The 23,631-nt window shown below is 68.3% G+C and carries 24 protein-coding genes; 8 read left to right on the plus strand and 16 right to left on the minus strand.

The genetic code is table 11. The features are described from left to right. On the plus strand, positions 1-804 hold an 804-nt coding region (locus tag B0F77_RS34715), incomplete at its 5' end, for a hypothetical protein (protein WP_211294198.1). 1,340 nt (positions 805-2,144) lie between these two features. On the opposite strand, the gene B0F77_RS34720 is transcribed toward B0F77_RS34715, so the two are convergent. The 4 genes from B0F77_RS34720 to B0F77_RS34735 are packed head-to-tail and all read right to left on the minus strand — an operon-like array spanning position 2,145 to position 4,695. Continuing rightward, the gene (locus B0F77_RS34720) at positions 2,145-2,333 is read right to left on the minus strand and encodes a DUF6760 family protein (RefSeq protein ID WP_086667267.1); all 189 of its coding nucleotides are present in this window, start codon (positions 2,331-2,333) and stop codon (positions 2,145-2,147) included. Beyond that, positions 2,330-2,698: a hypothetical protein gene (locus tag B0F77_RS34725; RefSeq protein WP_143467047.1), complete on the minus strand. Its 369-nt coding sequence runs from the start codon at positions 2,696-2,698 to the stop codon at positions 2,330-2,332. Before B0F77_RS34725 ends, B0F77_RS34720 begins: the two co-directional genes overlap by 4 nt. A gap of 23 nt (positions 2,699-2,721) precedes the next feature. Continuing rightward, complete coding sequence (locus tag B0F77_RS34730) at positions 2,722-3,165, minus strand: phage tail protein (RefSeq protein WP_086667269.1); 444 nt, start codon at positions 3,163-3,165, stop codon at positions 2,722-2,724. A gap of 15 nt (positions 3,166-3,180) precedes the next feature. Then, positions 3,181-4,695, minus strand: a complete 1,515-nt coding sequence (locus B0F77_RS34735) for a phage tail sheath family protein (RefSeq protein ID WP_086667270.1) — start codon at positions 4,693-4,695, stop codon at positions 3,181-3,183. Between the two features lie 238 nt (positions 4,696-4,933). Here B0F77_RS34735 and B0F77_RS34740 point away from each other — a divergent pair, with 238 nt between their 5' ends. Genes B0F77_RS34740 through B0F77_RS34750 form a run of 3 tightly spaced genes read left to right on the plus strand, consistent with a single transcriptional unit; the run spans position 4,934 to position 8,470 of the window. After that, on the plus strand, positions 4,934-6,295 hold the full coding sequence (locus B0F77_RS34740; protein WP_086667271.1) for a CBM96 family carbohydrate-binding protein: 1,362 nt from the start codon (positions 4,934-4,936) through the stop codon (positions 6,293-6,295). Between the two features lie 19 nt (positions 6,296-6,314). Further along, complete coding sequence (locus B0F77_RS34745; RefSeq protein ID WP_086667272.1) at positions 6,315-7,520, plus strand: MFS transporter; 1,206 nt, start codon at positions 6,315-6,317, stop codon at positions 7,518-7,520. Then, positions 7,517-8,470, plus strand: a complete 954-nt coding sequence (locus tag B0F77_RS34750) for a TolB-like translocation protein (RefSeq protein WP_086667273.1) — start codon at positions 7,517-7,519, stop codon at positions 8,468-8,470. The genes B0F77_RS34745 and B0F77_RS34750 overlap by 4 nt, the downstream gene beginning before the upstream one ends. Before the next feature lie 189 nt (positions 8,471-8,659). On the opposite strand, the gene B0F77_RS34755 is transcribed toward B0F77_RS34750, so the two are convergent. From B0F77_RS34755 to B0F77_RS34805, 11 genes are all read right to left on the minus strand, one after another. Beyond that, entirely contained in the window at positions 8,660-9,373 is a 714-nt protein-coding gene (locus tag B0F77_RS34755) for an eCIS core domain-containing protein (RefSeq protein ID WP_086667274.1), read from the minus strand. A gap of 20 nt (positions 9,374-9,393) precedes the next feature. Beyond that, positions 9,394-11,358, minus strand: a complete 1,965-nt coding sequence (locus tag B0F77_RS34760; RefSeq protein WP_086667275.1) for an ATP-binding protein — start codon at positions 11,356-11,358, stop codon at positions 9,394-9,396. Beyond that, positions 11,355-11,981, minus strand: a complete 627-nt coding sequence (locus B0F77_RS34765; RefSeq protein WP_086667325.1) for a Pvc16 family protein — start codon at positions 11,979-11,981, stop codon at positions 11,355-11,357. Before B0F77_RS34765 ends, B0F77_RS34760 begins: the two co-directional genes overlap by 4 nt. A gap of 75 nt (positions 11,982-12,056) precedes the next feature. After that, the gene (locus B0F77_RS34770; RefSeq protein WP_158102901.1) at positions 12,057-12,656 is read right to left on the minus strand and encodes a class I SAM-dependent methyltransferase; all 600 of its coding nucleotides are present in this window, start codon (positions 12,654-12,656) and stop codon (positions 12,057-12,059) included. A 32-nt stretch (positions 12,657-12,688) separates the two neighbouring features. After that, positions 12,689-12,952 carry a hypothetical protein gene (locus B0F77_RS34775; RefSeq protein ID WP_086667277.1) on the minus strand — a complete coding sequence of 88 codons (264 nt, stop codon included), beginning with the start codon at positions 12,950-12,952 and terminating at the stop codon, positions 12,689-12,691. Positions 12,953-13,078: 126 nt separating this feature from the next. Continuing rightward, complete coding sequence (locus tag B0F77_RS34780) at positions 13,079-14,365, minus strand: ABC transporter substrate-binding protein (RefSeq protein WP_086667278.1); 1,287 nt, start codon at positions 14,363-14,365, stop codon at positions 13,079-13,081. A 13-nt stretch (positions 14,366-14,378) separates the two neighbouring features. Then, positions 14,379-15,479, minus strand: a complete 1,101-nt coding sequence (locus B0F77_RS34785) for a branched-chain amino acid ABC transporter permease (RefSeq protein ID WP_086667279.1) — start codon at positions 15,477-15,479, stop codon at positions 14,379-14,381. Further along, a complete protein-coding gene (locus B0F77_RS34790; protein WP_086667280.1) occupies positions 15,476-16,363 on the minus strand; it encodes a branched-chain amino acid ABC transporter permease in 888 nt (295 codons plus the stop codon). The genes B0F77_RS34785 and B0F77_RS34790 overlap by 4 nt, the downstream gene beginning before the upstream one ends. Next, on the minus strand, positions 16,356-18,176 hold the full coding sequence (locus B0F77_RS34795; protein ID WP_086667281.1) for an AMP-dependent synthetase/ligase: 1,821 nt from the start codon (positions 18,174-18,176) through the stop codon (positions 16,356-16,358). Before B0F77_RS34795 ends, B0F77_RS34790 begins: the two co-directional genes overlap by 8 nt. Continuing rightward, positions 18,173-18,952, minus strand: a complete 780-nt coding sequence (locus tag B0F77_RS34800) for an ABC transporter ATP-binding protein (RefSeq protein ID WP_086667326.1) — start codon at positions 18,950-18,952, stop codon at positions 18,173-18,175. The genes B0F77_RS34795 and B0F77_RS34800 overlap by 4 nt, the downstream gene beginning before the upstream one ends. Next, positions 18,949-19,725 carry an ABC transporter ATP-binding protein gene (locus B0F77_RS34805; RefSeq protein ID WP_425435765.1) on the minus strand — a complete coding sequence of 259 codons (777 nt, stop codon included), beginning with the start codon at positions 19,723-19,725 and terminating at the stop codon, positions 18,949-18,951. Before B0F77_RS34805 ends, B0F77_RS34800 begins: the two co-directional genes overlap by 4 nt. A gap of 211 nt (positions 19,726-19,936) precedes the next feature. Between B0F77_RS34805 and B0F77_RS34810 the strand changes: the two genes are divergently transcribed. Genes B0F77_RS34810 through B0F77_RS34820 form a run of 3 tightly spaced genes read left to right on the plus strand, consistent with a single transcriptional unit; the run spans position 19,937 to position 21,601 of the window. Then, positions 19,937-20,401, plus strand: coding sequence for an SRPBCC family protein (locus tag B0F77_RS34810; protein ID WP_086667283.1), 465 nt, complete (start codon positions 19,937-19,939; stop codon positions 20,399-20,401). Positions 20,402-20,413: 12 nt separating this feature from the next. Next, positions 20,414-21,133 (plus strand): SigB/SigF/SigG family RNA polymerase sigma factor, encoded by a 720-nt coding sequence (locus tag B0F77_RS34815; protein WP_086667284.1) that lies wholly within the window; start codon positions 20,414-20,416, stop codon positions 21,131-21,133. 42 nt (positions 21,134-21,175) lie between these two features. Further along, entirely contained in the window at positions 21,176-21,601 is a 426-nt protein-coding gene (locus B0F77_RS34820) for a DUF4383 domain-containing protein (protein ID WP_158102902.1), read from the plus strand. Here the strand turns inward: B0F77_RS34820 and B0F77_RS34825 are convergent. Further along, positions 21,588-22,511, minus strand: a complete 924-nt coding sequence (locus B0F77_RS34825) for a DNA topoisomerase IB (RefSeq protein ID WP_086667286.1) — start codon at positions 22,509-22,511, stop codon at positions 21,588-21,590. The genes B0F77_RS34820 and B0F77_RS34825 overlap by 14 nt on opposite strands. Positions 22,512-22,560: 49 nt before the next feature. Between B0F77_RS34825 and B0F77_RS34830 the strand changes: the two genes are divergently transcribed. Continuing rightward, on the plus strand, positions 22,561-23,628 hold the full coding sequence (locus B0F77_RS34830) for a carboxylate-amine ligase (RefSeq protein WP_086667287.1): 1,068 nt from the start codon (positions 22,561-22,563) through the stop codon (positions 23,626-23,628). Positions 23,629-23,631: the final 3 nt, after the last annotated feature.

Below are 23,631 nucleotides of genomic sequence, written 5' to 3' on the forward strand. Positions count from 1 at the left end.
GCGGCCGTCGGCAGTGCGGAGGCAGGCAGTTCGGTGGTCGACAACGCGGCGGTCGACTGTGCGGAGACCGACCGTGAGACGGTCGGCAATGCGGCCGTCGGCAGTGCGGAGGCAGACAGTTCGGTAGTCGACAACGCGGCGGGCGGCTCTGCCGAGATCGACCGTGAGACGGTCGGCAGCGCGGAGGCAGACAGTGCGGCGGTCGACAACCCGGTGGCCGGCTGTGGCGAGACCGACCGTGAGACGGTCGGCAATGCGGCCGTCGGCAGCGCGGAGACGGACAGTTCCGTAGTCGACAACGCGGCGGGCGGCTCTGCCGAGATCGACCGTGAGACGGTCGGCAATGTGGCGGCCGGCAGTGCCGAAGTCGGCAGGGCGGCGCCAGGCAGTGTCGAGGTCGACACTGCGGCGGCCGGCAGAGCCGAGGTCGGCTGTGCGGACGCCACCCCTGCGGTGGTCGACCGTGAGACGGTTGGCATGTCGACTGCCTGCAGTGCAGAGGTCGGCTGTGCGGATGTCGACCCCGTGGTGGCCGATCCCGTCGTGGTCGACCCCGTCGTGGTCGACCCCGTCGTGGTCGACCCCGTCGTGGTCGACCCCGTCGTGATCGACCGTGAGACGGTCGGCAGTGTGGCGGCCGGCAGCGCCGAAGTCGGCAATGCGGAGGTCGGCAATGCGGAGGTCGCCCCCGCCGAGGTCACCCCTGCGGTGGTCGACCGTGAGACGGTCGGCAGTGTGGTGGCCGATGGGGTTTCCGTTGGCAATGCGGCGTCCGGCAGTGCCGAGGAAGCACCGGCCTCCTGAGCGCGGGCCAGGACCGGCAGATCAGGCGCGGTACCGACAAGGCGCTGGGCGACCGGACCGCCGGAGTCGGCGGGCGCGGGCGTGCTCAGTTCGGCCGGCGGCAGCGCGGGTGGAGCGTCTGTGCCGATGTCGGCACCGGACCGTACGGGGGCGGGTCGGTCGAAAGCGGTCAGCTCTGGCAAGGCCGCACTGCCGGCGCCCTCTGGCCGAGCCACCACCGGCCGACTGGGCTCGGCGCCGACAAGCCGTTGCACCACTGGTGAACTGGCCTCTCGGGCGTTCGAGGAGCCGCCCTGGTGGACGCCGTCGACCGCAGAGGGGCCCGGCTCGGTCCGCTGCACCTCGGCATTCCGTGTGGCCGAGGAACTGTCTTGGTGCGAGCCCAGTCCGGTCCGCTGCAACGTCGGCGAGGACCTGCCCACCTCGTCCACGACGGACGAGCCCGACTCCGTCCGCTGCACCAACGGCGGCAGGGCAGGGTGTGCGGATTCGGCGGTAGTGCTGCTCTGGCGCACATCGACCGCGTGTTCCGCTGTCCGCTGCACCGAAGGCGGGACGGCGCCATCGACGGGTCCTGGGATGGTGCCGCTCTGTCCTGCATCAGTCGCGTGATCCGCGGCCCGTTGCAGGGTCGGCACATCCACAACCCGCGCAACCGACGAACTCCCCACTGCCGAGTCCAGCTCGGTCCGCTGCACCGAAGGCCCTACCGGCTCAGAGACATCCAGTACCTGCTCGGCGAGGCCCGCGATCGGAGCCGATTCACCAGCCTTGGCCGCATGCGCGGTCTCCGGCTCGACCGGTCGGGACGGCGCGGCGGATCGCTGCAGCACAGGCGAGATCGGCTCACCGAGCCCCAGCCGCCGAGGCCGGGCCGCGCGAGGTGCGTCCTCCGCCACCGAGCGCTGCACGGCCGGCGATGCCACAGCCCCCGGCGAAACAGCCCCCGGCGAAACAGGCTCCGGGGCGGGCGCGGGAACCAGCTCCGGTTCGGCCGCGACACCGCGCGACACCGCGGGCGCGTCGTCCACCGAAATCCGCGACACCACTGGCACGGCAGCAGGTTCGGACTTCCACACCCTGGTCGACCCGGACGGCTCGGCAGCGGCCGGCGAAGCCACGTCCGCGATCGACCCGGACGGCTCGGCCGGGCCCACCGCGTGTGCCAAGGGTGCCAGGAACGACGGGTTCTGCCACGACGTCAGCCGCGACGAGAACGACGACACCGGGTTGATCAGCGGATGCGGCGAGACGACCCGCTGCAAGGGCGGCAACGTCCGCCAGTCGGCCCGGACCACGGGCAAAGGAGCAGAACGCCGTCGAAAGGGCCACATCACAAGTCACCTCCCCGAACCGAACCCGGAGCCAGAACCAGAACCAGCCGAAATCCGCGTGTTGATGCGGCCGATCTCCTCCACGTACCGCCGCCGCTCGGCGTGCTCCAGGTCCAGAATGGAGTCGAGCGACCAGTGGAAGTGGTAGGCGACGTACGCGACCTCCGAGTACAGCCGGTCCGGCGCGTACGTCACGATTCCCCCAGGCGCCCGCCCGAGATGTCGACCTCGAAGCCGTGCCCGCAGGAGGGACACAGCACAGCGGACCGCGTGTGCCCCTCGCTGTTGATGCGGCGGTACATGTCCTGCAGGAAAGCCAGATCCGAGGCGAACAGGTTCTCGATGATCCCGGCGTGCACGTCGGTGATCGAGCCGATCCGCACCACCACGCGCCCGAGCAGAACGACCGTCAGGAACGCCGCGTTCTCGCGGACGCGGTCGTCCCGCAACGGGATCAGCTCGTCGCGAGCCGTGGCCAGGCGCATCACCCCGGACTTGTGCACCACGCCGGAGTCGTCCACGTAGCCGCGCGGAAGTTCGAACGCGAACTCCGTCTGCATCGAAACAACAGCACCGGCCCGCTTCACTCGACTTCCATCTCCTCGTAGGTGACCGTGAGCTTCTCGGTCAGCACGGAGGTGTCGCCGGCCTTCAGGCTGCCGATCTCCAACGCCTTCGGCCAGCAGCGCATGATCTTGTAGCGCTTGATGGCGGATCCCTCGTAGTCGTAGACGACGACCACGCCGTTCTTGCGGGCGGCGCCCATCTTGCCGAAGCGGGAGTCCTTCACCCACTTCTCGAACGAGTTGTCACCCGTCAGACCCCGGGTGAACACGACCTCGCCCGCCTTCTGGCGGCCGGGCAGCTTCTTGATGACGTACTTGCCGTCGGCCATGTTCTGCTTGAGCTCGATGACGTCCTGCTCCATCTTCAGGCCGGTCACCTCGGAGATCTGTTTGATCGTGATGCCGTCGACCTCCAGGCCGAACGAGTGGCCTACCGACGTGTCGAGATCGGGGAGTGCCATGTCGATGAACCGCCTTTACTCGTTGACCAGAGAGGTGCCGCCCTGCAGCTGGGCGAGCCGGAAGATGACGAACTCCGCGGGCTTCACCGGCGCGATGCCGACTTCGCACACGACCTGGCCGAGGTCGATGCCTTCGGCCGGGTTGGTCTCGCGGTCGCACTTGACGTAGAACGCCTCGTCCGGCGTCAGACCGAACAGCGCTCCCTTTCGCCACTCCATCACCAGGAACGCGGCGATCGTGCGGCGGATCCGGGCCCACAGGGCGTCGTCGTTCGGCTCGAAGACGACCCACTGCGTTCCGTCCAGAATGGACTCTTCCAGGTAGTTGAAGAGGCGCCGGACGTTCAGGTAACGCCAGGCCGGGTCGGAGGACAACGTCCGCGCGCCCCAGACGCGGATGCCGCGCCCGGTGAAGGACCGGATGCAGTTCACGCCGATCGGGTTCAGCAGTTCCTGCTCGGCCTTGGTGAGCTGCGTCTGCAACGCCACCGCGCCGCGCACGGTCTCGTTCGCGGGAGCCTTGTGCACGCCGCGGGTCGCGTCGGTGCGCGCCCACACGCCGGCCATGTGACCGGACGGCGGCACGAAGATGTTGTCCGAAGTGGACGGATCGTAGACCTTGATCCACGGGTAGTACAGGGTGGCGTACTTCGAGTCGTAGCCCGCCTCGACCTGCTTCCAGTTCTTCACCTGGTCCGGCGAGAGGTCCGGCGGCGGGTCCAGGATCGCCATGCGGTCGCCCATGAGCTCGCAGTGCGCGATCACGGCGGTCTGCACGGTCTTCACGGCCTCCAGCGTGATCAGCCCGCGCTGGTAGGAGCTCATCAGGTCGGGCACCGAGACCATCGTGATCTCGTCGATCGCCTCCAGGCCACCGAAACCGGTGCGGTCGGCGACGTCGCCCACGTAGTCGTCCGCGACGACCTTGCGCGGCACCGGAGAAGGCGCGGGAGCCTCCCGCAGCGCCACGGAGGCCTTGTCCGGCCGCGCGACCGAAGCCCCGGCGACCTCCTCGATCGTGATCAGCTTCGAGGCCGTGTTCACGACGGTGACCACGTTCTCCTTGCCGCGCTTGGCGGAGACCTGGTGCGTCTCGACGACCTTGCCGTTGTCCTTGACCAGCAACGCGAAGCGGTCGTCCGGCGCGTTCTCCCCCGCCGCGTCGCCGACCTCGACGGACAGCGAGCCGGCGCCGAGCTCGCGCGCCGACACCCGGTAGCTGCCCAGCTGGGCCTGCGGCCCCGCGGGCAGAGCGGTGGCGGACCGCGACCCGCCGACGCGGACGACGTAGCAGTTGGTGCCACCGTTGAGGAAGTAGCCGTAGACGGCCAGCGGCAGGTAGCAGCCCTCGGCGAAGTCGCCGAACTTCTCGGTGTACTGCGCCCAGTTCGACACCAGCGTCGCGGTGTTGTATTCACCCTTGGCCGCGAAACCGACGAACGCGGCGACGGCGGTGCCCACGCCCTCGATCGGGCGAGCACCTGCCTCCACCTCCTCGACGTACACGCCCGGCGAGAGATAGGTGGGCATCGACGGCCTCCCATGTCGTACGGAACCCTGTCCGACCATGCTCCGGCGACCTGGGAAAACCCGACACGACCGCGCGGCGGTGCCGGAGGGAGCCGGTGGCTGCCCGAAAGGGCAGTCACCCCGTGGCGGGGTTTTCCCGCCGTTCACCGAACTGCCTACGAACGACCGTTGGAGAGCGGTGCTCCACACCCCTACTCTTCGCGACGGCCCATGTCCGCCCACCACTGCAAGGACTGGCATGTCACGTCGCAGAGCGCCCCTGGCCGTGCTCTCCACGATCATCGTCACGGCGGCGACCCTCACCGCCTCCACCACGGCACAGGCGGCAACCACCACCTTCACCCCCACCGCCGACACCTACGTCGACAACGCCGCCACCGGCACCAACTACGGCACGTCCGGGCAGCTCGGCATCGACAGCTCGTCGATCAAGCGGTCGTTCCTGAGGTTCTCCGTCTCCGGGATCAGCGGCGCGGTCAGCAACGCCAAGCTGCGCATTCACACCGACGACGTCGCCGACGCGCAGAGCCCGAACGGCGGCACGTTCCGGGCCATGAGCAACGTCAGCTGGACCGAAACCGCGGTCACCTGGAACAACCAGCCCGCTGTCGACGGCGCCACGCTCGGCTCGCTCGGCGCGGTCGTGCGCAACGCCTGGTACGAGGTCGACGTGACCAGCTACGTCACCGGCAACGGCACGTTCAGCATCGGTGTCACGTCGAGCAGTTCGGACGGTGCCGACTACGACTCGCGGGAGTCCGGCGCCTCCACCGCGCCGCAGCTCGTGATCACCAGCGGTACCACCGAACCGCCCGGCGACCCGGTCTGGGTCGGCGCCGGCGACATCGCGGACTCCGGTTCCGGGGACACCGCCACCGCCGCGCTGCTGGACAACATCCAGGGCACGGTGTGGACCACGGGCGACAACGCCTATTCGGACGGCACGCTGTCCCAGTTCAACACCTACTACGAGCCCACGTGGGGCCGGCACAAGGCACGCACGCGTCCGACGCCCGGCAACCACGACTACCACACCAGTGGCGCCTCGGGGTACTACAGCTACTTCGGGTCGCTGGCCGGACCGTCGGGGCAGGGCTACTACTCCTACGACATCGGCAACTGGCACATCGTGGCGTTGAACTCCAACATCGGCATGTCCGCGGGCAGCGCGCAGGAGCAGTGGCTGCGGCAGGACCTGGCGGCGAGCACGAAGCCGTGCACCGCGGCGTACTGGCACCACCCGCTGTTCACCAGCGGTGCCAACCACGCCCCGGAAACGGCCACCAAGCCGTTGTTCCAGGCGCTGTACGACGCCAACGCGGACCTGGTGCTCTTCGGGCACAACCACCAGTACGAGCGGTTCGCCCCGCAGAACCCCAACGGCGGACTGGACAACGCACGCGGCATCCGCACGTTCGTCGCGGGCATGGGCGGCGCGGGCGCTTACGGCTTCGGCACGATCAAGCCGAACAGCGAGGCGCGCAACACCGGCACCCGCGGCGTCCTGAAGCTGACGTTGCACAGCAACAGCTTCGACTGGCAGTTCGTGCCAGAGGCGGGCAAGACCTACACCGACAGCGGCACCACGAACTGCCACTGACGGACCGCTGGAGGCCGATGTGTACCTGTCCACGATCGACAAGCCCAAGACGGCGAACTGGAAAGGGCTGAGCGGCAACGTCTTCGCGCTCGGCACGGTCAGCCTCATCACCGACGTCTCGTCGGAGATGGTGGCCGCGATCCTGCCGCTGTACCTGGTCATCGGCCTCCAGCTCAGCCCGGCCGCGTACGGGCTGATCGACGGCGTCTACACCGGCGCCACCACGTTGCTCAGACTCGCCGGCGGCTACCTCGCCGACCGGACCAACCGGCGCAAGACGGTCGCGGGCTTCGGTTACGGTCTCTCGGCCGTGGCCAAGCTCGGCCTGCTCGCCGCCGGCAACTCCCTGACCGCGCTCGGCTTCGTGATCACGGCGGACCGCGCGGGCAAGGGACTGCGCACCGCGCCACGGGACGCGCTGATCACGCTGTCGACCCCGAGCGATGACCTGGGCCGTGCGTTCGGCGTGCACCGGGCGATGGACGGCATCGGCGCGTTCGCCGGACCGCTCGTCGCGATGGCCGTGCTCGCCGCGTCAGCCCAGTCGTTCGACGCGGTGTTCGTCACCAGCTTCTGCATCGCCACGTTCGGCGTTCTGGTCCTCGTGCTCCACGTGCGCGACCGGCCAGAACCGGTGGAGCGCAAGGAACCCCTGAAGCTCAGCCTGCTCAAGGACCCCGCCGTGCGCAGGATCGTGGCGGCCGCGTCCCTGCTCGGCCTGGTCACCATCGGCGACGGGTTCGTGTACCTGTTGCTGCAGAAGCGGGAAGGGCTGGCGTTCGGCTGGTTCCCGCTGCTCGCCGTCGGCACGAGCCTGGTCTACCTGCTGCTCGCCGCACCACTGGGCGCGCTCGCCGACCGCGTCGGCCGACTGAAGGTCATGCTGTGCGGCTACGGCGCGCTGACGCTGGTCTACCTGCTGCTCTTCGGACCGCTGGGCGGCTTGCCGCTGCTGGTCCTGGTCGTGCTGCTCTACGGCGTCTTCTACGCGGCCACGGACGGCGTGCTGATGGCGCTCGCCGGCCCGGCCCTGCCGGAACGCCTGCGCACCACCGGCATCGCGCTGATCCAAAGTGGACAGGCGCTCGCCTACCTCGGTTCGTCCGTGCTGTTCGGTCTCGCCTGGCAGTTCTGGAGCCCCGAAGCCGCTACCAGGATCGCCGCGGTCGCGGTCGTCCTGGCCCTGCTCACCACCGCCGCACTGCTGGGACGTCACCGCTCATGAAGAACCGCCTGCTGATCACCCTGATCGCCGCCGTCCTGCTCGGCGGCGTCGCGGTCGGCTACACCGTGCTGTCCGGCGCCTCGGCCGAGGAGGCCGCGCACTCCGTCCCGACCGGCGGTGGCCCGCGGCTGATGATGCTCAGCAACGGCAAGCTCTCCACGGTGTCCCGCAACGACCCGGCCGGGTCGCGGGAAGTCACCGAACAACGCTGCGACCGCGTGTACGCCGCCGCGGGCACGATCTCGTGCCTGCGGCCGGTCGGTGCGTTGAAGGCAGGCGAACTGGCCGTGCTCGACAGCCAGTTGAAGGAGCTGAAGACCGTCCCGCTGACCGGTTTCCCGAACCGCACGCGGGTGTCCGCCAGCGGCCGTATGGTGGCCTGGACGCTGTTCGTCGAGGGGCATTCCTACGCCGCCAACGGGTTCTCCACCAGCACGGGCATCCTCGACACGAAGACCGGAACGCTCGTGCACTCGCTGGAGGAGTTCGCCGTCGAGGGCATGCCCCAACGGCCCGTGGACGCGAACTTCTGGGGCGTCACGTTCACCTCCGACGACAACCGCTTCTACGCCACCATGTCCACCGGCGGCCACCGCTACCTGCTCGAAGGCGACTTCGCGGCCCGCAGGATCCGCCTGACCGACCACGACAACGTCGAGTGCCCGTCGCTCTCCCCCGACGGCACCCGGATCGCCTACAAGGCCGCGGTCAACGGCGATCCGCAGCAGGGCTGGCGAGTGTCCGTGCTCGACCTGGCGACGAAGAAGATCACGCCGCTCGCCGAGACCCGCAGCGTCGACGACCAGCCGGCGTGGCTGGACGACAGGACCGTCGCGTACGGGATCCAGCGCGACGACGGCCTGAACGACGTGTGGGCCGTGCCCGCCGACGGCTCCGGCACCCCCGCGGTGCTGGTCCCCGAGGCCAACTCACCGGCACCGATCAGCTAGCCCCAGGCCGTTGCTCGCTGACAGCTGATGGCGTCTGCAAGTACCACCAGCTCTTGATCGAACCACCGCTAAGTACACCCAACTCGCTTGCCGCTCGGGGGCGTACAGCCACGCTGTGCTGTTGGTAGTAGAAAAGTGCCTGTTGATGTTGAGCTGGTAGTACTTGCAGACGCCAGAAGCAGCAGCTGGTCACTCGGGAGCGGCTTCTTCCTCTTCCTCCGCCCGCTGCACGAACGTCTGCGCGGTCTCCTCTTCCTCCGCAGGAGCTTCCTCCCGCTGAACCGCAGCCTCACCATCGTGCGAACCGTGGTCCGCACACCGCTGCACCGGAGCAGCCGGCGCAGACATGATCCGATCGGCGTTGGCGACCGCATCCCGCTCGAACCGGTCAGAAGGATCGCTCACCTTCACCCCACCCCCGGCATCGGTCCCGTCCACCGGCCCGGACCGCTGCTGCACCACGTGCGTCAGCTCGTGCGCCAGCATGTGCTTGCCGGCGTCCGAAGAGGGGTCGTACTTGTCGCGCTGGAACACGATGTTCGAGCCGACGGTGTAAGCCTGCGCGTTCACCGACTTCGCCGAGTCGTGCGCAGCGCCTCCGGTGTGCACGCGGACGTCGGAGAAGTCCTGACCGAAGCGGCCTTCCATGTCCTCGCGCACGTCCGCCGACAGAGGCGAGCCGCCGGACGAGACGACGTCGTGCACGGGTGAGCGTTCCTCCTCCACCACGGCGCCGACGCCCGCGTTGCCCACGGCCCGTTGCAGGCCGAGCATGCCCGCGGGGCCCAGGACGTCGGGGCGTCCGGCCACGGCGGCGCGGCCCAGCAGATCGGTTTCCTCGTGCGGCATCCGATCGCCCTTGGGGCGGAAGGAAGTCTCCTGCTCGTGTTCGTGTCCCCGCATCTCCGCTCCCTGTGAATGACCTAACCCACCAGACGTTCGGTGGCCAGTTCGAAGTAGCGGCCGAACTCTCGTTCGCCCACCAGCCTGCCCAACTTGCGGTACTCGCGCGCCACGGCGCCGATCAGCTCGACCATGCCGACCACGTGTCCGGCCGCGGCGGCCAGGTAGGCCGCGGTCACCGCCGCCGAGCGGATGTGGCCGCCGGCCAGTTCGAACGACTCCGCCAGGAACTCCAGGTCCACATCGGACGATCGGGGCACCGCGCCGCCGAGGCAGCGGTCCCACAGGCCGCGGCGCAGGTCCGCGTCGGGCAGCGGGAAGTCCACGATCACGTCGATGCGGCGGGTGAAGGCGTCGTCGAGGTTCGCCCGCAGGTTCGTCGCCAGCACCGCGATGCCGTCGAAGGATTCCATGCGCTGCAACAGGTACGCGCTCTCGATGTTCGCGTAGCGGTCGTGTGCGTCGCGGACCTCGGAGCGTTTGCCGAAGATCGCGTCGGCCTCGTCGAACAGCAGCACGCCGTTCACGCCGGCCGCCTCCACGAAGATCCGTTCCAGGTTCTTCTCGGTCTCGCCGACGTACTTGTCCACCACCGTCGCGAGGTTGACCGTGTAGAGGTCGAGGCCGAGCGAGGCCGCGATCACCTCGGCCGACATCGTCTTGCCGGTCCCGGAGTCGCCCGCGAACAACGCCGTCACGCCACGGCCTCTGCCGCCGCCGGGCCGCATGCGCCACTCGTCGATCACGCGGTCGCGATGTTTCGCCCTGGCCGCCAGTTCGCGCAGCAGTGCGGTGACGGGTACGGGCAGCACCAGGTCTGGCCACGACACCGCCGGTTCGATGCGGCGGGCCAGGCGTTGCAACCCGCCCGCGTTCTGGCTGCGCGCGCCCGCCCGCAGGTGCGTCACGTCGACCAGGCCGTCGTCCGCGAGCGCCGAGACCGAGGCCGCGCTCGCCGCCCTGCTGATCTGGGTCGGGCCCAGCACGAAGTGCGCGGTCACCTCGGCCGGGTCGATGCCGGCTGACAGCTTGCCGTCGAGTTCGGTGCGCCACAACGCCACCCGCACGTCGAACGGCACCTGCACCGCGTCCTGCTGCAGCGGCGGCATCCGCGTCCAGCGTGGCTCCCACGCCCCGGAACCGTACGCGACCACCGGAATCTCGTCGTGCAGCAACGGATCCAGCGTGAACTGGGCGTCGACCGGGCCGATGATGATCCCCGCACCGCGCAGCAACGCCTCGCGCGTCACTGCGAGCGGATCGGTCATGCGGGCCGCGTCCACCAGCAACGCCGGGAAACCTGCCTGTGCCAGTGCCGCCGCGGCCAGTTCCGCGGCGCCACCACCGGGATGTTCGCGCAGGTAGACCAGTCGCACACCGCGCTCGACACCGCGGGCCAGCCGGTCCGCTCCCGGCATTCGCACCGGATCTCCCGGCAGCGTCACGAAATCGGTGAGCGACGGGTCCGGACGATCGTCCCCGAGCAGGTGCGCCCCGACCCGGTCCGGCACCCGCAGCGACCGGCTGAGCAACGGCCTTTCCTGGTCCTCCACGGTGACGAGCCCGCAGCGGACGAGCGGGCTGCCGTGGTCGAGGCGAGCACGGCCCGCAGACGAGGCCTCCGCGAGCCCGCACAGCCTCAACGCCAGCCCGATCGTGGCCCGACGACGGGTCACGTCGTCGTTCAGATACCCGTAGAACTGCTCGAACCTGCTGTCGACGTCCGGCGCCAACGCCACCAGGAGCAGCTCGACGTCCACTTCGGACAGTTGGGCGACCCGGGCCAGCCGGCCGAGCCGGCCGTCGGCGGCAGTCTCGGCGAACGGCGCGAACGGTTCCCTTCCGCTGTCCAGCAACGCCTCGATGACCTCGTCCGACAGGTACAGCCCGCGGAACGGGTCGTCCGGGTTCGGGTCCGTCGACCGGCGCGCCGCCACCGCCATCCGGATCCGCCGCTCCAGCCCCGCCATGCGCTCGAAGATCATTGCGTCACCTTGCGCATCGACACACCGTCGCCGGAAACGTTGTGTCGCACGCGATCGCCGCCGCTCTGCAGCTGCACGCCCTCCCGCGCGGGCGGTCCGGCGGCGAACTTGCGCCCGGACGACACCGGCGCCGAGACCACGACGTCCAGCGACGGCTTCAGCTCACCGCCCAGCGCACTCCACACGTCGGCGAACGCGCGATCTTCCGGCGGCGGCAACGCGATGGTCATCGGCACGGGCAGCGCCAGCTCCGCGAGCGACCCGCTCAGCAGGCCGGGCGGCACGGCGTCGTAGCGCAGGAACCCCAGGAGCAGGTCCGAGAGCAGCCGGTGCTCGTCCTCCGGCCGTTGTGTCCACGCCGTCACCAGGTACGACAGCTTCATGTGCCGCGGCGGCAGATGCCGCGCCGAGACCTGTCCCTGCGCGTCGTACTCGTTGAGCAGCCCGCGCTGGCGGCGTCTGATGTCCTCGCGGATGTCGTAGAGGTAGATGTTGACCGTGGGCGCGTTGCGCCGCGCGGCCCAGTCCTTGGTCGGCGCATCGAACGCGACGTCCAGGTCGGAACCGCGCAACGCCTCGTCGCGGACCAGGCGGCGCAGAGCCTCGTCAACCTCGTGGATCACACCGTCCACGATCGCGCGCCACGGCACCGGGAACCATCAGCGCAGCGACGTCCCCGCGGACACGGTTGGCTGCCCCTATGGGCAGCGGATCGCCGTGATCGCGCCCAGCCGCCGATGCGGGGGCTCATCGCGCGCGTGGCGTCCCGTGACGGTGAAACCGGCCTCCTCGACCACGCGGCTGAGCTCGTCGACCGGCCAGTAGTACGCGGTGATGATCTTGTGGTCGAACGGCACGAGCTCCGGCCCCTCGAAGAACCCGAGCATCAGGCCGCCGCCGGGTTCGATGCAACCGGCGAACTGCGCCAGGATCGCCGGCACCTCCCGCGGGGGCGTGTGGATCAGCGAGAACCAGGCCAGAATGCCGGAGAGACCCGCGAAGTCGAGTGCTTCGGCACGGCCGGCCACGAACCGGGCGTCCGGGTAGTCGCGCCGCGCCCGGTCGAGGAACTCGGGCGTCGGATCGACGCCGATCACGTCGATTCCCTGCTGGTGCAACCAGTTCGTCCACTGTCCAGGCCCGCAGCCCACGTCGAGGATCTGCCCGGCGGAGTGCTCGCGCGCCCACGCACCGATCCGGTCGCGGTCGATCTGCGCGGTGCCCTCGATGGTGCCGACGACGTCGATGTACTCGTCGGCTCGCTTCCCGTACGCCTGGCTCGTCTGTTCGGTCGTCACCCGGCACATCCTGCCGAACGCGCACCGAGCGACTACACGGGCAGGGGCCGCATCCGGTCCGGCATGTGTGCGCGCAGCGCGTCGTGCAACGCGGACACCTCGTCGGCGTCCAGCACGATGGACCCGGTGTCGCACGCTAAGAGGGCTTCTCCGGTGCGCTGGTCGGGCACGTACCGCAGTGCCACGTCCGGCACCGTGCACGACTCCACCTGACGAATCGCGGTCAACAACTCCGACACCCGTTCGTACCCCAGCCGCGCGTTCCAGCGCAGCGCGGCCGGGGGACGGACGAACAACCGGAGGCCTCCCGCGGATCGGCGAACTTCAACGCACGTCAACACCGCTGCAACCTCCTAGCAACATCTCACCAGCGAGACTAGCCAGAAACGCGAGTCATCAGAGGTAGGTGTCACCCGTTCGGTTCATTGGTAGCAGGGCTTCTCGAACTTGAAATCTTTTGCGGTCTTGCCGGTGAAGAAGTCCTCTACCAGCGTCACTCCGGTCGGAGCAGCGTCGTCCGGGCGGTAGATGAGCGTCTGACGGAACAGTGCATCCTGCGCAGAAGCGGAGAAATTGCCTGCACCCGAAGGAAGCATGCCCTCGTAGTCCACCGAGGTGAGCTGGCGCACGGCGGCGAGCAGACCGGCACGCGTCAGGTCCTTGTTGGCAGCCGCCTTCTCCAGCGCGGCCTTCAGCGGGTACGCCCACACCCACCCGGCCGTGTAACCGTCGTTCGGCGTCACGCCGGGTAGCGCGGCACGCATCGCGGTGTGGCCGACGGACTCGGTGCCCCACGCCTTCCACGGCGCCGACTGCAGGTACAGCGCCTTGATCGCGGGCGCGGCCGGCGACTTCAGCAGACCGGGGTTCCACGTCGGCGAGGTGCCGATGAACTTGCCCTTGAACCCACGAGCCGCGGCCTGCCCGATGATCACGGCCGCGTCCGTCGGGCCGGTCGTCAGCACCACCAGGTCGGGCTTCTTCGACACGACGGCGTCGATGGCGCCACCCTGGTTGTCCTGGCCGCTCTGCGTGGTCACGTTCTCGAACGTCAGCCCGCGCTTCTCGGCGGCGTACTTCGCACCGGCCGCCGCGTCGTCGCCGTAGTCACCGGCGAGGTGCACGGCCATCACGGACTTCACGCTCAACTTGTCGACGGCGTAGTCGACGGTGTTCATCGACTCGACGCAGTAGTTCGCGCCGGACTCCAGCATGACCTCCTCGAAGCCCCACAACGACGTCCAGGACGCCGGCACCGAGACCATCTGGGTGTTCTCCAGGTCCGGCAGGATCGCCACGGTCGTGGGAGAGCCCAACGTCTGGGTGATGGCCAGGATGTTGTTCTTGATCTCCTGGTAGACCTGGTTGTGGATCTGCGGGTTGTACTTGTTGTCCTTGACGTACTTGGTGACGTCGATCTCGTAGCCACCGATGCCGCCCTTGTCGTTGACGCGCTTCCAGAACGCCTTCTGCGAGTCGGTGATCGGCACGGCCAGCGTCTTGAACGGGCCCTCGGTGAGGTCCGAGATGGTGCCGAGGTAGATGCAGCCCTTGGACTTGTCGACGGCGTTGGGGCACGCCTCCTTGGTCACGCCGGCGTCGATCTTGATGCCGCCCGTGCCCTCCTGCGGCGCGGCGCCGTCCCCGCCCCGGCACGAGGCGAGAGCCAAAGCCCCGACGAATATCACTGCCAATCTCTTACCAGACATGGGGATTCTCTCCTCAGTACGAGAACGGCCAGGTGCGCCAGTAGTTGCGGACGCGGACCCAGATGCCGAACAACCCGCGGGGCTCGACGATGAGGAACACGATGATGAGCACGCCGTAGAGCACGGCCTCCACCTGGAAGACCGTGATCCCTCCGGTCGCGTCACCACTGATGAACGGCAGCACCGCGGGCAGTTCCCTGGTGATGCGTGGCAGCAGCGTGATGAAGAGCGCACCCATGATCGCCCCTGAGATGGTGCCCGCGCCGCCGATGAGCACCATCGCGATGTACTGCACTGACAACAGAAGACTGAACGAACCGGGATCGAAGAACCCGTTCGTCACGAACAGCAACGCGCCCGCGACACCCGCGTAGAACGAGGACACCGCGAACGCCAGGACCTTGTACTTCGTCAGGTCGACACCGATCACCGACGCGGCCAGGTCCCGGTCCCGCACCGCCGCGAACGCCCGCCCCACCCGCGAACGCACCAGGTTCCGCGCCAGCACACCGAAAATCACCAGCAGCACGAACATCAGCAGGTACAGCTGTTGTGCCGCCGTGAACATCGCGTTGTCCCGGTCCAGCCGCACCCCGAAGAGTTCCGGGATCGCCGCGGGCCGCCCGACACCGGGCCCGCCGGTCAGCGACGTCCACTCCCGGAACACGTGCTCTCCCAGGAAGACCAGCCCCAGCGTCACGATCGCGAGGTACAGCCCGCGCAACCGCACCGCCACCGGCGCCACCAGGACGCCGAAGAACGCGGCCACCAAACCCGAGGCCAGCAGCCAGATCGGCAACGACGTGATGCCGAACCCGATCACCCGCCCGGTCTCTGGCCCGGACAGCGCCGCACCCGTGTACGCACCGATCGCGAGGAAGAACGCGTGCCCCAACGACACCTGGCCCGCGTAGCCCGTGACGATGTTCAGCCCGATCGCGCCGATCGCCGCCACGAACCCGGTCGCGAGCAGCTGCAACAGGTCGTCCGTGATGAGGAACGGGACCAGCAAGGCCAGAACGACCAGCCCACCAGTCCACGCGCGCTTCGGGCGCGTGTTCAGGAACGCCATGTCCTGCGCATACGAGGTGTACAGCTCAGGTCGACCCTTCACAGCCGTTCCACCTCCCGTTTGCCGAACAACCCGTACGGTCTGACCAGCAACACGAGCAGCATCAACGCGTAGGGCGCGACCAGCCCGAAGTTCGGGCCGAGCCAGGGCGCGAAATCACCCTGGTAGGTGCCGAAAAGCGACTCGACCACCCCGACCGCGAGCCCGCCGACCACCGCGCCGCCCAACGACTCGAGGCCGCCCAGGATGATCGCGGGCAACGCCTTCAACGCCACGATCCACAGCTGCTGGTCGACGCCCGCGCCCGTCGCCACGAACACACCGGCCAACGCGGCCAGTCCACCCGCCAGAGCCCACGACAGCGCGAACACCGACCCGACCGAGATCCCTTGGGCCAGCGCGACTTCCTGGTCGTACGCGACGGCCCGCATCGCGAGCCCGATCCGCGAGTACCGGAAGAAGGCGAACAGCGCGACCGTCACGACAGCCGTGGTCCCGATCATCACCAGGTACCGCTGCTGCACCTCGGCGCCCAGGAAGTTCATCGTCGTCAGGCCCCACGGATCGCCGACCTGCCGCACGTCCAGGCCGATGAACGCGTTCGTCACGACCCTGACCACGACGTCCACGCCGATCGTGATGATCGCGACCACGAACACCGGTTTGCCGACCATGGGCCGGAGAACGGTCCGCTCGACACCCAAAGCCAGCACCGCGATCACCACGGCCGCGACCAGCACCGCGCCGACGAACGACACCGCGGGCGAGAGGTACGAGACCAGCACCGCGCCCGCCAGCATGAACGCCGGCTGCGCGAAGCTGATCACCTGCGTCGACTTGTAGATGATCACGAAGCCGAGCGCGAGCAGCGAGTAGATGGACCCGGTGCCGAGGCCTCGGATCAACGATTGGAGAAACTCATCCATACATGCTCTCCACAAGATCGTCGAACATCTTGCCCAGCGCGGATCTCTTCACCTTCTGCGTCGCGGTCAGCTCGCCGTCCTCGTGGTCGAGCTCCTTGGGGAACATCCGGAACTTCTTGATCTGCTCGACCGTGGCGAACTTCCCGTTCACCTCGGTCACGATCTGCTGCACCAGTTCCAGGACCTCCGGTTTCTCCGACAGGTCCCGGTAGGTGGTGTAAGGGAGTTTGCGCTGCTGCGCCCAGTGCCCGACGGTCTCGTACTCGATGCCGATCAACGCCACCAGGTACGCCCGTTGGTCGCCGATCACCACGGCTTCCTTGATGTACGGGGAGGTCTTCAGCGCGTTCTCGAGCTCGGACGGCGCGATGTTCTTGCCGCCCGCGGTGATGATGATGTCCTTCATCCGGTCGGTGATCTTCACGTGCGTGTCGTCGACCCATTCGCCGACGTCGCCGGTGTGCAGCCAGCCGTCCTCGACCACCCGCGAAGTCGACTCGGGATCACGCCAGTAACCGGCGAACGTCCCGCCGTGCCGAGTGAGGATCTCGCCGGTCTCCTCGTCTATCCGCAACTCGATGCCGGGCTGCGGCTCGCCGACCGTGCCGACCTTGACCCGTCCCGGCCGGTTTCCCGTTGCCACAGCGGTGTTCTCGGTCATGCCGTAGACCTCGTGCATCGGCACCCCGATGCCCATGAAGAACTTCAGCACGTCCGGGGCGATCGGCGCGGCACCGGACGCCGCGTACCGGACGTGCCGCATGCCGATCCGGGCCTTCAGCGCGCGGAAGCAGAACAGCCAGCCCAGCGCGTAGATCATCCGGCTTTGCGTGGTGTGCCTGCCACCGGTTCGCACCAGGGTCGAGCCGATGCTTTCCGCACGCCTGAGCCAGAACCGGGTGACCGAGCGCTTGAGCCACGAGGCCGACGACACCCCGATCGTGACGCCCGCCAGCACCTTCTCCCAGATGCGCGGCACGCCGAACAGAATCGTCGGCTGCACCTCGCGCAGGTTCGCCTGCACCGTCTCGATCGACTCGGCGAAGTGCACCTGCACCCCGCTCGCCGAGCTGAACCACGTGGTGAAGATGCGTTCGGCCACGTGGCACAACGGCAGGTACGACAGCGTGACATCGGTGGAGGACGGCGGTGGCGAAGTGAAACCGCCGCCCTCCACCAGGACCTGGACGGCGAACTCCACGTTCGCCACGGTGAGCATCGCGCCCTTGGGCGGCCCGGTGGTGCCCGACGTGTAGATCAACGTCATCACGTCGTCCGGCTCGGTCTGCGCCATCCGTTCGGCGAGATCGGCCCCGAACTCGTCGCGATGCGCCGCGCCGAGCGCCAGGAAGTCGTCCCACCACATCAGCTTCGGGTTGTCGTAACGCCCTTTGACGCCACGTGGTTCGAGGTAGACGATCCACTCCAGGTCGGGCGTGTCCTCCAGCACCAGCAACGCCTTGTCGACCTGTTCCTGGTCCTCGGCGATGAGGATCCGCGCGCCGGAGTGCGACAGGAGGTAGGCGACCTCGGACGGCGGGTTCGTCGGGTACAGGCCGACCGTGACGCCGCGCGCCGCGACGATGCCGAGGTCGGCGTAGAGCCACTCGCGCCGGTTCTCCGAGTGGATCGCCACGCGGTCGCCCGGTTGCACGCCGAGCGCGAGCAACGCGTGGCCCACCAGTTCGACGTTCGCCCAGTAGCAGGCCCAGTCGACCTCCTGCCAGATGCCGAAGTCCTTGGCCCGCAACGCGATCTGGTGCGGCGTGCTGGCCGCCCGGTGCTTCACCCTGGTGACCACGGTCGTTGTCATGGCGTCACGCTCCGGTGCTGCTCGCCGAGATAAGCGCGGATGACGTCGGGGTCCTGCTGCACTTCGGCGGGGGTGCCGGTGCGGATCGGGCGGCCGAAGTCCATGACCATCACGCGGTCGGCCAGGTCCATCACGAGGCCCATGTCGTGCTCCACCATGATCATGGGGATGTTCAGCTCCTCGCGGACGTCGAGGATGTACCGGGCCATGTCCTCGGTCTCCTCGACGTTCATGCCAGCGACCGGCTCGTCGAGCAGCAGCAGCTTCGGCTCCATCGCGAGCGCCCTGCCCAGTTCGACGCGCTTCTGCACGCCGTAGGGCAGCAGGCCGACCGGGAACCGGCGCCACTGCTCCAGTTCCAGGAAGTCGATCACGTCCTCGACCGCGGCCCGGTTCTTCAGCTCCTCGTTTCGTGCTTTGCCGAGCCAGAAGAACGCCGAGAGAGCGCCGTACCTCATGTGGTTGTGGCGGCCGAGCATCAGGTTGTCGACGACGGTGAGGTGAGAGAACAGCTCGATGTTCTGGAACGTGCGGGCCATGCCGCCGGCCGCGATCCGGTGCGGGCGCCTGCCGACGAGGTCCTGGTCGAGGAACCGCACGGCGCCCTGCTGCGGCCGGTAGACGCCGCTCAGGACGTTGAAGATGGAGGTCTTGCCGGCGCCGTTCGGTCCGATGATCGCGAAGAGCTCGCCCTCCTCGACGGTGAACGACACCCCGTCGACGGCCACGACCCCGTCGAACGCGAGCCTGATGCCGGCGACTTCGAGGACGCTCACGACAGCCACCGCTTCCTGCGCTTGTAGTGCTTGACCGCACGGAACGAGGAGGTGCCGAGGCCGAGGTAGAACTCGCGGATGTCGTCGTCGGCGAGCAGCGCCTCCGCCGGCTTGTCCATGACGACCTTGCCGGTCTCCAGCACGTAGCCGTGGTCGGCGATGGAGAGCGCCATGCTGGCGTTCTGCTCGACCAGCAGGACCGTGGTGCCCTGTTCGTTGATCTTCACGACGAGGTCGCGGATCTGCTGCACGAGCAACGGCGCGAGGCCGAGGCTGGGCTCGTCGAGCAGCAGGTAGGAGGGTTCGGACATGAGGGCCCGGCCGATCGAGAGCATCTGCTGCTCGCCACCGGACAGGTAACCGGCGCTCTGTCTTCGCCGTTCTTCGAGTCGCGGGAAGAGCTCGTAGCAACGCTCCAGGTTGCTCCTGAGGCCCTTGGGACGGGCGTGCCCGCCGACCTTGAGGTTCTCCTCGACGGTGAGCTCGGCGAGGATCCTGCGGCCCTCCAGCGCCTGCTTGATGCCCCGGTCGGCGATCTTCGCCGGTGAGAGGCGGTGAATCGGTTCACCGTCGAGCGTGATCGAGCCCTTGGTGACCTTGCCGTCGTGCACGTCGAGGAGCCCGCTGAAGGCCCTCATCAGGGTTGTTTTCCCAGCTCCGTTGGCTCCGAGCAGGGCGACGACCTTGCCCTGGGGCACCTTGAGGCTCACGCCCCGGAGCACCAGCATCACGTCGTCGTAGACAACCTCAAGGTTGTTCGCCTCGAGCACCAGCGCCTCCTAGGGGGCCCCTGACATACCGAGCAGTATGCAGGTGGTATGACGTGGATCACAGCCGATTTGACCACTGTGGGTGATTTCGTGATGTGCAGGTGGCGATTGGTCCAGCACTTTGCGTGACCATCCAGAGTGGACCTGTGGCCGATGTGTAACGGCGCGTGACGCGGGTACTCACCTCCCGACACCAATTGAAGGAGGAGGTTTCGTGACCACCATTGAGAAGTCGGTGGACGTCCACGTGCCCGTGAGCACCGCTTACAACCAGTGGACCCAGTTCGAATCCTTCCCGGCGTTCATGGACGGCGTCGAGAAGATCGACCAGGTCACGCCGACCAGGACTCACTGGACCACGAAGATCGGCGGTGTCGTCCGCGAGTTCGACGCGGAGATCACCGAGCAGCACCCCGACGAGCGCGTCGCGTGGACCACGGTCGACGGACCGCCGCAGGGTGGCGTGGTGACGTTCCACCGGCTCGACAACGACACGACTCGGGTGCACCTCCAGATGGAGTACGACCCCGAGACCATCACGGAGAAGGCCGGCGCGGCGCTCGGCGTCGTGGGCCATCGGGTCGAAGGTGACCTGAAGCGGTTCAAGGAGTTCATCGAGAACCGCGGCATCGAGACCGGCGCGTGGCGAGGCGACGTCACGCCGCCGCCGCAGGTCTGATCGCGGTGCACGTTGACGCCCGACCAACACACGGCGTTCGAGGAACTCGCGCGCACGTCACGTGACTCGTCGCGCTACTACGCGTTGCGTGACCGGCTGGTGCGCGAGTACCTCCCGCTCGCCCGGCACATCGCTCGCCGCTTCAGCGAACGCGGCGAGCCGATGGAGGACCTCGCGCAGGTCGCCGCGGTCGGGCTGATCAACGCCATCGACCGGTTCGACGTGGGCCGGCAGACGGACTTCCTGTCCTATGCCGTGCCCACGATCACCGGCGAGGTGCGGCGCCACTTCCGCGACCAGTGCTGGGCGGTGCGAGTGCCGCGGAGGTTGAAAGAGCTGTGCGACTCCATCGACGGTGCCACCGCCGAACTGTCGCACAAGACCGGGCGATCTCCCACTCCCTCCGAGATCGCCCGGCACCTGGGGATCTCGCTGTCGGACGTCTACGAGGGCCTGCGCGTCGAGAAGAACGTGGCGTTCGCGTCCCTCGACTCGTTGGAAGGCTCGACAGCGGACGACCCAGCTCTGGAAGGCGTCGAGATCCACGAGGCCCTGCAGCCGATGCTGCGGGGCCTCCCTCGACGCGAGAGGACCATCGTGGTGCTGCGGTTCTTCGGCCGCCTCACCCAGACGGAGATCGCGCGCCGCGTCGGGATCTCCCAGATGCACGTGTCGCGGTTGTTGACCAAGTCGCTGGAGCAGTTGCGGCACGACCTGCTGGCGGAGGACTGAAATGGGCGAGCGGGAATGTCCGGTTTTCGCGATACTGACCGCATGAACCGGTTGCGGTGGCCCCAGAAGCTGGCGATCAGCACTGGTGCCCTGCTCACGCTCTGGGGGATCGCCGGCTTCTTCGTCACCGGTTTCTCGCCGTTCGCCAGCGAGTCCGACACCTGGGTCGTCGGGCTGCGCGTCAACCCGCTGCAGAACACGCTGCACCTCGCGTTCGGCGCGGCCTTGCTGCTGGCGGCGCCGCGCCTGAAGGCGTTGAGCGGCGTCGGGCTGCTGACCGCCGTGCTGTTCCTGGTGACGTTCGGCCTGGGGCTGGCCCGCTACGACGACCAGGTGGTCAACTTCCTGAACGTCAACCCCGGGAGCAACGCGCTGCACCTGTTCGCCGGGTTCGCCTCGCTGGCCGCGGCGCAGGGTGCCGCCTGGTGCCGGCAGTGCGACCGAGTGGCGGCGCTCAAGACCGTTTGAGCAGTTTCCGCACCGCTCGCTCCGGGTCGCCGTTGCCGATGACCTCACCGCGTTCGAACGCTTCCGTCAGGCGTGGGTCCACGTAGGACTTCCGTGCGACGGCCGGCGTGTTGCCCAGGTCCTGCGCCACTTCCTTCATCACCGTGCTGATCGCTCGTTTCGAAGGCTTGCCGCGCTCTTCGAGGGCATGGGCGAACGCCTGGGCGGCCCGGACGGTGGCATGCCAGGTGCGGAGATCCTTGGCGCTGAACTGCTCGCCGACCAGTTCGCGGAAGCGTTCGTTGATGTCGTCGGCGGTGAGCTCGAAGACGCGGCAGTCCGGGGTCTGGTCCTTGAGCAGCGTCCGGACGGCTCGGGCGAGTCGCGGGTCGGTGATCTCCTCGTCGACCTCCACGCCGTGCTTGGCGGGAAAGCGGAACCTGACGCTGTCGCCGCGCACGCTGAGGTGTTCGCAGAGCAGGGTGGCGACGCCGTGCGTACCGTTGTCCTCGGCGTACTCCTCGTGGCCTACCCGGAACACACCCAGGTCGAGCATGCGCAGGGCGATGGCGAGCAAACGCTTGCGGCCGCGCGACTTCATGTCCTGCTCGATCTGCTCGCGGAACTTCTTCAGGCGCGGGGCCAGTTCGAGGACCCGGTCGAACTTCTCGGCGTCCCGGTCGGTGCGCCACTGCTCGTGGTAGAGGTACTGGCGGCGGCCGGCGTCGTCGTAACCGACGGCCTGGATGTGCCCGTTGGGGTGCGGGGAGATCCACACCTCGCGCCACGCAGGTGGGATGACCAGGGCTTTCACCCGTGCGACGGCATCGGGCGGGAGGGGTCGGCCGTGGGCGTCCAGGTACCGGAAGCCCTTGCCGTGCTTCACCCGCGTCCAGCCGGGACCGGACGTGGCGCTGCGGCGGAGTCTCATTCGGCCACCTCGTGGTTGATCAGCACGAGATGCGGGTACCCGCTCGCCGATGAATCACTACACGGTCGGAGTGGAGCAGGAGTTCCTGCTCGTCGATCCCGAGTCGCGACGGCCGGTAGCCCTGGCGCCCCGAGTCCGGGAGCTCTCCCGCGCGCCCGGCGACCTCGACGTGCAGGGCGAGCTGACACCGTTCCAGATCGAGATCGCCACCGGCGTCACGCACTCCTTCGAGGAACTGTCCGAGCAGGTCAGGCAGGGTCGGCGAGTGCTGGTGGAGGCTGCCGACAAAGCCGGGTGCCGACTGGTGGCGACCGGCATGCCGCCGATCGGCGAGGCAGGTCCGCCGCCCGGATCCGATGACCCCCGGTATCACCAGATCGAGTACTCCCACCGGCGACTCGTCATCGGGCAGGGTGCGTGCGGGCTGCACGTGCACGTGGGTGTCGAGTCGACGGCCGAAGCACTGGCGGCGTCGAACAAACTGCGGGCGTGGCTGCCGACGTTGCTGGCGTTGAGCGCGAACTCCCCGATCTACGAGGGCGAGGACACCGGGTACGCGAGCTGGCGGTCGATGGTGTGGTCGCGCTGGCCGGTCAGCGGTCCGCCGCCGGAGTGGAACGGCCCCGAGCACTACGACCGGACCGTCGACGCGATCATCTCGACGCAGGCGTTGCTGGACCGGGCGATGGTCTACTGGGACGTGCGACCGTCGGCCGATCATCCGACGGTTGAAGTGCGCGTCGCGGACATTCCGCAACTGGCAACGGAAGTCGCGGTGCTCGCGGAGCTGATCCGAGCCCTCGTCGTATCGGAACCCTCCGAACAGCGGGTGGACGATTCCGTGCTGCGAGCGGCATATTGGCGGGCGTCGCGCGACGGGGTCGACGGACTGGCCGCCGATCCACAAACCGGAAAACTCTCCCCCGCGTTCGACCGGGCACTGGAGCTCGTCGAGCACGTCGCGGTCGCGCTGCGCGATCGTGGCACTCTGTCTACTGTGGAGCAGCAGATGGACTGGTTGCGCCACAACGGCTGTGGTGCCGCTCGGCAACGACGCTGCCCGGACCCCGAGTCCCTTGTGGACATGCTGATCGCCCGAACGCGTGAGGAAACCTGACTG

Origin of the sequence: Lentzea kentuckyensis (assembly GCF_002150765.1) — a bacterium.
Lineage (GTDB): Bacteria > Actinomycetota > Actinomycetes > Mycobacteriales > Pseudonocardiaceae > Lentzea > Lentzea kentuckyensis.